This is a genomic window from Hoyosella altamirensis (genome assembly GCF_014191505.1).
GTDB classification, from domain to species: Bacteria; Actinomycetota; Actinomycetes; order Mycobacteriales; family Mycobacteriaceae; genus Hoyosella; species Hoyosella altamirensis.
The window spans coordinates 424,363-432,473 of sequence record NZ_JACHWS010000004.1 but is presented as its reverse complement, the minus strand read 5'-3'; the positions used below and the strand labels follow the sequence as shown (position 1 = coordinate 432,473).

The following is an 8,111-nucleotide window of genomic DNA, read 5'->3' as shown; positions in this document are numbered from 1 at the left end:
TCGGCGGCGGGGACAGCGCGAACATCGGTTTCCGGTGGTGGCACAATTTCGAGGACGCGGTGACCTGGTATCCGCACGGCCAGAATTTTGTGGCGCCCTCCGGGCAGCTCCGGTTCCGTTACCAGGCCCGGCTATCGACGTTCGGCGGCGGCAGTGTCAGCAACGTGATTACTCAGGCGCGTTATCACCGGATCCACATCATGGCTCAGATCACCGAGGATCCCGCTGTCTAAGGGATGCTGCACCCCCGGGCCGTAGCTTCTTGAGGCATGAGCGCGCCGCCATGCACTTGTGGGACTGTCCATCTTGGTGACTGTCCCGCGCTCCTGCGGCTCTGTATCCGGCCGGGCGCGGTGCTGTCGAAAGCAATCCAGCTCCGCGATAAGACGACTGGCGCTCCGGAGGATTGGCCTGCCGGCACAACTGTGTGGATCACGTTCACGCGGGGCGCCTGGGATTACACCGCTGACGCTGTAGTCGATGGCTCCTATTTGCGGTTCACTCTCGACGCTGAGGAAACTCGTCAGATTCCCAAGGGGTCGTTGGCGCGGATCTGGATTCAGTATCCCGATGTTGATGGTCCGATTGTGTGGGCCGAAGGACACATCGAGGGGTGCTGCTGATGACGCTAACCTCTGTCGCGGCGTGGCGCGCGCTGATCGCTGGGATCGTCGCGTACGAGATCGTGGCTCCCCCTGGTGAGCTTCTGACTGATGGGATGGATCGGTGGCGCACCGCTCACCCTGTGCTGGCGGTGATCTCGGTGTGGCTGGTGGCGGCGCATTTACTGCGGGTCGTGCCGCCCGCTGCTGATCCACTCAGTGTTGCTGGGCGTGTTGTGGGCGGCGTGAGGGGGTGGCTGGGATGGCGATAAATCTCGGGTGCTGCGAACACGCTGCGGTCGCGGTCCCTGCACCGGGTATTCCCGGCCCGCCGGGTTTGTCGGGCGGTGAGGTGTTTGTGCATGAGCAGACGACAGCTTCCGCTGAGTGGCTGATCTCGCATCCGCTCGGTCGTAATCCGTACTCGGTGCAGCTCGAACAGGGCATCGACGTTGTCATTCCTGATGTGTCATTCCCGTCAGTCGGCACTGTGCTTCTGACGTTCCCGTATCCGCAGACAGGCACAGTGACACTGCTGTGATGAAGAAAGGACGCTGACATGGCGACTCGCGTAACTAACGGCCTCAATCTTGACGGTCACAAGATTGAGTCTCTCGGGACACCTACCGTCGCTGCTGACGCTGCGACGAAGCAGTATGTCGACGACGCTGTCGCGGGCAGCGCTGCGGGCTTCATCGCAGGTGACGGCCTCGACCTTGTTCCTGATCCGCCGAATGATCCGACACTGAATGTCACAACAGGCGACGGTATCGAGATCGACGGCAGCGGCGACGTCGCAGTTGATCAGACGTGGCTGACAGGGGAATTCGACAGTCACGCTGCAGGGCGCAAGTACGCAGCGAATGTCGGTAACGCGAGCGATGACATCATCAGTGTCACGCACAATCTCGGGTCTGAAGATGTGCACGTGACGCTGCGTCACATCGCGACAGGTCAGCTCGTCATCGCTGATCCGCGCACCGATGGCCCGAACGCGGTCGACCTGCACTTCGGCACTGCACCGGGCACTGACGAGTACCGCGTCATCATCTCGCGCTGACACGGAAGGGCGGCAACGCATGGCTACACGAGCGCTTAACGGCCTCGACCTCGACGGGCATCGTGTGCAGAATGTCGGCGCGGCGACTGATCCTGACGACGCGACTACGCTCGGGCAGGTCAGAGCACTTCGCGTCGAGCTTGCGGACGAATCTGCCTATGACGCGCTCGGCAGCTACGACCCTGATGTGCTGTATTGGTGGCCTGAGTAATGGGCGCAGCAGTCGGCGCGAAGAAGCTGAGCGGGTTCGCGATCGGCGGCAAGAAAGTCGGCGGCGCAGCCATCGGTGACACGAAGTTCTGGCCTGCCCCGTCTGGCCTGATCACGGAGATCAGTGACGACTGGAGCGGTTACGCGCTCGGTACCGAAACAACCGCGCCGTGGATTCAGCGGATGAACAACAGTGCGCGAATGCATTTCGTGTACGACTTCCCGCCGCGATACGTTGCTCGCGACGCAGCGGGAACGTCGAACCGGCAGCCGGACTGCTACACGCACAGCACAGAGCTGTCCTCTGTGGATCACTGGGCGCAGTGCCGGATGCTTGACTGGCCTGACACGAGTCTGAGTAACGCGGCGGGTGTCGTGCTTCGCAGAGCTGCCGGGACTGGTTCCGCAATAACAGTTTTCGCGGGTATGAACCAAAACACGTGGCTGATCGCTGTACAGAACGCGCCGGTCTCCTCGAATAACTTGAGCCCAGATGTTCAAGGCTCACATAGCCTCAGCCCTGGCGGGCTGCTCAGGGCTGAGGCCATCGGGAACACGGTCACACTGCTGTACAACGACATTGTATTGGGCAGTCACACAGCGACGTTGCCCACCGGCTTGCAGGCTGGTGTGTTCGTAGGCCGTAACTCGTCATTTGCCGCTGGCATTCAGGGTTATGTAGCTGAGTGGTCAGCGGGCGTGTTCTGACTGTTCCGCTGCTGAGTTTCAGTCCCGCCGGGTACAGTGGCGGAACATCTTGGCAGAGGTGTTGTGCAGCAAGCAAGAACCCCCACCGAGTGTAACGGTTGGAGTTCTCTCATGCGTGCAGGTCAGAAGTCAGTGAAGGGTATCTCGTCAGCCGCCGTACGGGAAGCCGAGACTGCCGCATTGCTCTGCGGTCACGTACGGGGAAGCCTGCTCACAGGCGTACCGCATCTGCACTTCTCCTGACGACGGCCCGTCACCATAGTCCGGAACATGCGTGGGCTGTTGCGGCGGTAAAGGCGTATCCAGCAGGCTTTGGTCGTGACAATACTGAGTCCACCCGCTGGTGCCGTCCGTATAGAAGGTAGTTCCGCGTTCATACATTTGTGACGGCAAGCCGCAATGGGATATCTCGCGAGCAGCAGACGCCGGCGGCGGTGGAACAGGCTGCGGAGCTGGTGCTGGCCCTCGCGGTGGCTCTGGCACGGGCGGAACAGTCGCAGGTTCCGTCACCTCCAGCTCGCGCTCGCTGTCGGGCTCCTCCGCCTCGCCGTCTCGATCTTCTAACCAATCAACGACGCAATCATCCATCCGCCAGCCCTGACCCTCGATGAAAACCCAGGCCGCCGACTCCTCACGCCCGGAATCCAGCGACGCCGTCGAAACAGCCTCAGTGTCACTCTCGTAAGCCACGTCGATACTCTCAACGTTCTCGTCACCAGGCATGTGTGACCACGCACCCTCAACGACGTCCCGCGCGATCTGGCTTTTGCATTCGTCGGTGAAATACTCCCACGCCTGCCCAGGGCTTCCGCCAACGAGATTCTGCGTATAGACCCTCGCGACAGACTCCAGATCGTCGTGGTCCGGTGCACCGTCCCCGGCACAACCAGTGAGCGCAAGCGCAACAACGGCGAGCATCGGGATGAAACTACGGTTGACCATTGAATGCTCCTCAACTGGGATCGGCCGGGTCATGCGGGGGACTGGTCGGCACGGCTACTGCGCACTGGGGTCCACGTACGCGCATCGATCATGTCCAGATCGGACGTTACACCCGGGGCCGTTACCGTGACTCCCGGTCGCGTGAAGGACCGCGTGACCGCCCATTAGTGATGGATCCCGTCAGGGCAGGCACTTCCCGCGATCACACACCCTGCCCTGGCGGCCATCGATCCGATTGCACCCCTGATCGCGATCGTGTCGAGCATGCGCACCATTGCTCTCGAACGTGCCAACGAAATCCTCACCTACATTTGGTCCAAGCGCGGCCTTCCCTACCAATACGGCGGCAGTGGGCGGCCGCCCGGTAACGGCGGTGACTGTTCGTGGTTCGTCATGGCAGTCTCGGCAATGCTCGAAGGCAAACGCGCCGATACTCGCTACGGAAGCACCGAGACTTACCGGCTCGCCAGGGGCGAAGTTCTCGGAGCGGTACGCGCATCCTCACCGGCCGCTGTCCCCGCTGACGCGATCCTCAAAATTGGGCTCGTGCACGGCGGAGGTGGACCCAACAGCCACATGTCCGGCACCTTCATGGGTGTCGCGTTCGAATCCCGCGGCGCGTACCGCGGCGTGTCCGGTCACGTTGTCGGCGGCACAGCCCGGCACTGGAACGACGCCCTCTACCGAGACTGGTGGTACTACCCTGCCCGGGTCGGAGATCCCACCGATCCCACCCGATACCCGCTGCCGGGCGGCTGGTTCTACGGACCGCGTGAAGCACCCCTGAACATTGTTAGCGGAGAAGTCGGCGAACCAAAACCCTGGATCGACGGCATCAAACTGCTGCAGGCGCGGCTGAATGTGCCGCAGACAGGGCGGTGGCGCGACGCACGGCCCGCGATCATCGCGGCACAGCAAGGCCAGCAGGGAATCACACCAGACGGCACCGTCGGCCCCAAAACGTGGAGTCTGATCCTCGGCCGCACAGAAGCTCCAGCACCGCCCGAACCGACACAACCGGCACCGGTGATACCCCCGAACGCGACCCTCAACACGCTCGTACAGTCACTTGTGCCCGGCTCAACCACCCGGGCGCCACTGGGCGAATTCGTGCTCACCGCAGACTTACACGCCCACGAAACACGGAAACTCGTTGAACAGCTCCTCGGTCACGTCGCCGCGATAGAGGCGCGTCTAGCTTCAGGAGGCGACAATGCCGAAAGTGCCTGACTACATCCGCGGACGCATATATTCGGGGATCACATTCGCGCTTCCCCTCCTCGCTATGTACGGCATCCTCGAGGAACAGGAGGTCGCGTTGTGGGTCGGTTTGGCTGGTGCGCTGCTCGGTACGGGCCTTGCAGCGGTCAATACACCACAGTCACCACGACCGACGCTGCGCACCGAGCTAGTCGATGTCCCTGTCGATGATCCACCCATGGAGTGGTCCGAACGATAGGATTGACCTGCGGTTACACACCATGCAGACACTGACCGTTATTCACTGTTAGCTGAGGCAGGCAATCCGGTGAGTGTCTCGCAAATACGCACGGACAATATGGGTCAGGCGTTCTACGGTTTCTACAGGCCGACATCATGAGCGGGGTGAGGGTGCGCGCCACGCCTCAGGGTTTTCCAGTGCACCTCAGTATCAGCAAAGAGGCTCTTCGCTATGGTGCGGCGCATGTGGCGGACGAGGTCATTCGTCAGTGTCGGGAGGCCGCCCTCGAGGGGGCCGTCGCGATCCGCGAACACTGCGAGCAAGCTGGAGTGTCTCAGCAGACGCTCGCCGAACTGAGTGTCCCGACGGCTGCGGAACTGGCCACCGCCCGCGAGGCAGCCGAGGCCCGCCGGGCGTTCGCTCCGACACTAGAGAAGTGGGGATTCACGCGGTGACCGCGCCGGAAACGTTCCACGACGTTCTCGCGCGGGTGCAGCGACAGAGAGATGCTCTCGAAGATGCGGTGGACAAACTCAGCAGCCATCGTGGTCGCGGACACGCCGCTGACGGCAAAGTCACGGCGGAGGTCGATGCGTCAGGGGCGCTCGTCTCATTAGTCATCCACGAGTCCCTTACCCGACTTTCTGCGACGGAGGTTGCTGGGCACATCCTGACGGCAGCGCAGAACGCCTCGACCGCTTCGGAATCCGCGCGACGCGCGGTGCTGAGCACAATGGCTAGTGCACTCGGCGCCCGCACTGGTTAGGCTTGCGCGCATGGCAGGTGACATCGTCCCTATTGAGCTCGGTTTGACTGACGGCGACGTCGTGACCCTTTGGGCACCACGCTGGCGAGAAGGCGACGATGAGTGGCAGGCCTTTCTCGGGCGCGAGGAGGACCTCTTCGCTTTCGCCTCCATCTCGCACCTCGCGGCCTTCATCCGTACTGAAGAGGACCACGACCTGGTGGAGCATCCCACCTGGCATGTTGTGGCAGCGCTCTCCGCGGCGGAGTTGGAGCCAGAGGAAGAGCACCGGTACGACCTCGTTGGAGCTCCAGAACTCGCAGCGGGTCTGCCCGACGCCCTCACTGTCGCGGAACTCGAAGACACACTGAACATGGCGCGGACTCTGGGCGAGGTCTGCGACCTCGACGCGGTCAACAGTTTCTTCGACAATCACCCGCAGCTCGATGCACTTCCGGGCGGCCACCACGCCTTCGCGGGCAGTGATGGCGAAGAACTCTGGAACAAGGTCGGCAGAGCGCTCGCTGACGGCTGGGACGGAGTCCTCGATGCGATCGACAACATTGTCGCCTCACCCGACGTCGACCCTGAGGTGCTGGAACTTTGTGAGGCTGAGATTCTCGCAGCCGATGAGAACGACGTCGAAGCCGATGATGCCGCCGAAAGCTCCGATGATGTGGAAGAACTCGACGAGGCGCCGCTCGCTGAGGATGACGACCACGATGATTTCTGGGTAGCGGTCGGCATCGACCCGGTGAAGATTCTGACGGGCTCTGATGAGTACTACACGCTGCGCTGCTATCTCGACGATCTGCCTGTGTTCCTCGGCAGGGACGGCATCATCTACGCTTTCCGCAGTGAACGCGCCCTCGCGCGTTACCTCGCCGACAAGCACGATCATGAACTCGCCGCAGTCACCACGTTCGCCGAAGTGTCGACAGCCGCCACTGACGGTTCCCTCGACATCACTGTCACGGACGACAACACCTACGTGCTGACTGGACTGGTCGACGATATCGCCACTGGGCCAGAGTCCGTCGACAGCGAGCAACTCGACTTGGCAGTCGAACTTCTTTCCGATGCTGCTGATTTCGCTGATGACGACAGCGTCGAGGAAGCACTCGCCCGGACAACACCACTTGGCTGGTACGTCTCGTATGTGATCAGTCCAGACCCGACGCGCATGGCGCCGGGTGCACCGTTCACAACTGAGGCTGCAGCCTGGCGCGACCTTGTCCACGCCTTCGAAGCACGTCTGCGCGTGATGTAGCTACCCGATCAGAACCGCGTAGCCTGGCTTGATCACCTCGTCGATTATCGCGAGCCGTTTGTCGAACGAGTAGAACGCGGACTTCATCGCATTGATAGTGAAGCGTTCAAGGTCACTCCAGCCGTAACCGAATGTTTCGACGAGCTTGAGCATCTCTTCGCTCATCGTAGTGTGGCTCATCAGCCGGTTGTCAGTATTGACGGTCACCCGGAATTGAAGCTGCGCAAGCTGATTGAAAGGATGCTCGGCGATGCTCGCCGCAGCCCCTGTCTGCACGTTCGAACTTGGGCACAATTCAAGCGGGATGCGCTTGTCCCGAATGTAGTTGGCGAGCAAGCCCAGCTTAGCCCCGTCGAAGGTACGCTCGGGCCCCAACTCGATGTCATCCATGATGCGTACACCATGCCCAAGCCGGTCCGCCCCGCAAAACGCGACCGCCTCGTGGATCGAAGGCAAGCCAAACGCTTCACCTGCGTGAATAGTGAAGTGCGCGTTCTCTTTCTGCAGGAACTCGAACGCGTCCAAATGCCTCGATGGTGGGAAACCCGCTTCCGCGCCGGCAATATCAAATCCACAGACACCATCCTGGCGATACTTGACCGCAAGCTCAGCGATCTCTCGTGAGCGTGCGGCATGGCGCATCGCTGTCACGAGACACCGCACCACAATCTCTTGCCCGGATTGATCTCTGACAGTTCGCACGCCCTCCGCGAAGCCGGAAAGCGTTGACTCCATCACCTCATCGAGGCTCAGTCCCGCATCGAGATGCTGTTCGGGCGCGAACCGCACCTCCGCGTACACGACGCCGTCGGCGGCAAGGTCCTCGACGCACTCGCGTGCGACCCTCGCCAGCGCGTCCGGCGTCTGCATCACAGCGACCGTATGGCCGAAGGTTTGCAGATAGAGTTCCAGCGAACCGCTGTCCGCCGCATCGCGGAACCACATCCGGAGTTCTTCCGGGTTGTCCGCAGGCAAGTCCGTGTAACCACAGTCCTGCGCGAGGTCCAGAATCGTCTGAGGGCGCAATCCTCCGTCAAGGTGATCATGCAGCAGCACTTTTGGTGCGAGACGAAGCGATGCCAGGTTTATCGGCGTGTGCGTCATATAGCGACGGTAGCGGATAGCGCTCTCTG

14 protein-coding genes are annotated in these 8,111 nt (G+C 61.7%); 12 read left to right on the top strand and 2 right to left on the bottom strand.

Annotated elements, in window-relative coordinates:
- The 7 genes from FHU29_RS21010 to FHU29_RS20980 form a co-directional block, all read left to right on the top strand.
- Positions 1-233 (top strand): hypothetical protein (locus tag FHU29_RS21010; protein ID WP_183377641.1); only part of this gene is annotated, 233 nt, incomplete at its 5' end.
- A 36-nt stretch (positions 234-269) separates the two neighbouring features.
- The gene (locus FHU29_RS21005) at positions 270-623 is read left to right on the top strand and encodes an LtfC-like domain-containing protein (RefSeq protein ID WP_064442256.1); all 354 of its coding nucleotides are present in this window, start codon (positions 270-272) and stop codon (positions 621-623) included.
- Entirely contained in the window at positions 623-874 is a 252-nt protein-coding gene (locus FHU29_RS21000) for a DUF7427 family protein (protein ID WP_064442315.1), read from the top strand. Before FHU29_RS21005 ends, FHU29_RS21000 begins: the two co-directional genes overlap by 1 nt.
- Entirely contained in the window at positions 865-1,143 is a 279-nt protein-coding gene (locus FHU29_RS20995) for a hypothetical protein (protein ID WP_064442255.1), read from the top strand. Before FHU29_RS21000 ends, FHU29_RS20995 begins: the two co-directional genes overlap by 10 nt.
- An 18-nt stretch (positions 1,144-1,161) precedes the next feature.
- Positions 1,162-1,662, top strand: a complete 501-nt coding sequence (locus tag FHU29_RS20990; RefSeq protein ID WP_064442254.1) for a hypothetical protein — start codon at positions 1,162-1,164, stop codon at positions 1,660-1,662.
- Between the two features lie 19 nt (positions 1,663-1,681).
- Positions 1,682-1,873, top strand: coding sequence for a hypothetical protein (locus tag FHU29_RS20985; protein ID WP_064442253.1), 192 nt, complete (start codon positions 1,682-1,684; stop codon positions 1,871-1,873).
- A complete protein-coding gene (locus tag FHU29_RS20980; RefSeq protein WP_064442252.1) occupies positions 1,873-2,580 on the top strand; it encodes a hypothetical protein in 708 nt (235 codons plus the stop codon). The genes FHU29_RS20985 and FHU29_RS20980 overlap by 1 nt, the downstream gene beginning before the upstream one ends.
- Before the next feature lie 147 nt (positions 2,581-2,727).
- On the opposite strand, the gene FHU29_RS20975 is transcribed toward FHU29_RS20980, so the two are convergent.
- Positions 2,728-3,522 (bottom strand): hypothetical protein, encoded by a 795-nt coding sequence (locus tag FHU29_RS20975; RefSeq protein ID WP_064442251.1) that lies wholly within the window; start codon positions 3,520-3,522, stop codon positions 2,728-2,730.
- A gap of 264 nt (positions 3,523-3,786) precedes the next feature.
- Between FHU29_RS20975 and FHU29_RS20970 the strand changes: the two genes are divergently transcribed.
- The 5 genes from FHU29_RS20970 (at position 3,787) to FHU29_RS20950 (ending at position 6,978) form a co-directional block, all read left to right on the top strand.
- A complete protein-coding gene (locus FHU29_RS20970; RefSeq protein ID WP_064442250.1) occupies positions 3,787-4,752 on the top strand; it encodes a peptidoglycan-binding domain-containing protein in 966 nt (321 codons plus the stop codon).
- A complete protein-coding gene (locus FHU29_RS20965) occupies positions 4,736-4,981 on the top strand; it encodes a phage holin (RefSeq protein ID WP_064442249.1) in 246 nt (81 codons plus the stop codon). Before FHU29_RS20970 ends, FHU29_RS20965 begins: the two co-directional genes overlap by 17 nt.
- 137 nt (positions 4,982-5,118) lie before the next feature.
- Positions 5,119-5,418 carry a hypothetical protein gene (locus FHU29_RS20960; protein WP_064442477.1) on the top strand — a complete coding sequence of 100 codons (300 nt, stop codon included), beginning with the start codon at positions 5,119-5,121 and terminating at the stop codon, positions 5,416-5,418.
- Complete coding sequence (locus FHU29_RS20955) at positions 5,400-5,729, top strand: YbaB/EbfC family nucleoid-associated protein (protein WP_183377640.1); 330 nt, start codon at positions 5,400-5,402, stop codon at positions 5,727-5,729. The genes FHU29_RS20960 and FHU29_RS20955 overlap by 19 nt, the downstream gene beginning before the upstream one ends.
- 10 nt (positions 5,730-5,739) lie before the next feature.
- On the top strand, positions 5,740-6,978 hold the full coding sequence (locus tag FHU29_RS20950) for a hypothetical protein (RefSeq protein ID WP_064442487.1): 1,239 nt from the start codon (positions 5,740-5,742) through the stop codon (positions 6,976-6,978).
- Here the strand turns inward: FHU29_RS20950 and FHU29_RS20945 are convergent, their stop codons facing one another.
- A complete protein-coding gene (locus tag FHU29_RS20945) occupies positions 6,979-8,082 on the bottom strand; it encodes an adenosine deaminase (RefSeq protein WP_064442475.1) in 1,104 nt (367 codons plus the stop codon). It lies immediately after the preceding gene.
- Between the last annotated feature and the right edge of the window lie 29 nt (positions 8,083-8,111).

Excerpts from the sequence above, each read along its gene's own strand:
- FHU29_RS20975 (WP_064442251.1), bottom strand. The coding sequence starts at position 3,522 with ATGGTCAACCGTAGTTTCATCCCGATGCTCGCCGTTGTTGCGCTTGCG.
- FHU29_RS20945 (WP_064442475.1), bottom strand. The coding sequence starts at position 8,082 with ATGACGCACACGCCGATAAACCTGGCATCGCTTCGTCTCGCACCAAAA.
- FHU29_RS20990 (WP_064442254.1), top strand. The coding sequence starts at position 1,162 with ATGGCGACTCGCGTAACTAACGGCCTCAATCTTGACGGTCACAAGATT.
- FHU29_RS20970 (WP_064442250.1), top strand. The coding sequence starts at position 3,787 with ATGCGCACCATTGCTCTCGAACGTGCCAACGAAATCCTCACCTACATT.
- FHU29_RS20995 (WP_064442255.1), top strand. The coding sequence starts at position 865 with ATGGCGATAAATCTCGGGTGCTGCGAACACGCTGCGGTCGCGGTCCCT.
- FHU29_RS20980 (WP_064442252.1), top strand. The coding sequence starts at position 1,873 with ATGGGCGCAGCAGTCGGCGCGAAGAAGCTGAGCGGGTTCGCGATCGGC.
- FHU29_RS20985 (WP_064442253.1), top strand. The coding sequence starts at position 1,682 with ATGGCTACACGAGCGCTTAACGGCCTCGACCTCGACGGGCATCGTGTG.
- FHU29_RS20950 (WP_064442487.1), top strand. The coding sequence starts at position 5,740 with ATGGCAGGTGACATCGTCCCTATTGAGCTCGGTTTGACTGACGGCGAC.
- FHU29_RS21005 (WP_064442256.1), top strand. The coding sequence starts at position 270 with ATGAGCGCGCCGCCATGCACTTGTGGGACTGTCCATCTTGGTGACTGT.
- FHU29_RS21000 (WP_064442315.1), top strand. The coding sequence starts at position 623 with ATGACGCTAACCTCTGTCGCGGCGTGGCGCGCGCTGATCGCTGGGATC.
- FHU29_RS20965 (WP_064442249.1), top strand. The coding sequence starts at position 4,736 with ATGCCGAAAGTGCCTGACTACATCCGCGGACGCATATATTCGGGGATC.
- FHU29_RS20960 (WP_064442477.1), top strand. The coding sequence starts at position 5,119 with ATGAGCGGGGTGAGGGTGCGCGCCACGCCTCAGGGTTTTCCAGTGCAC.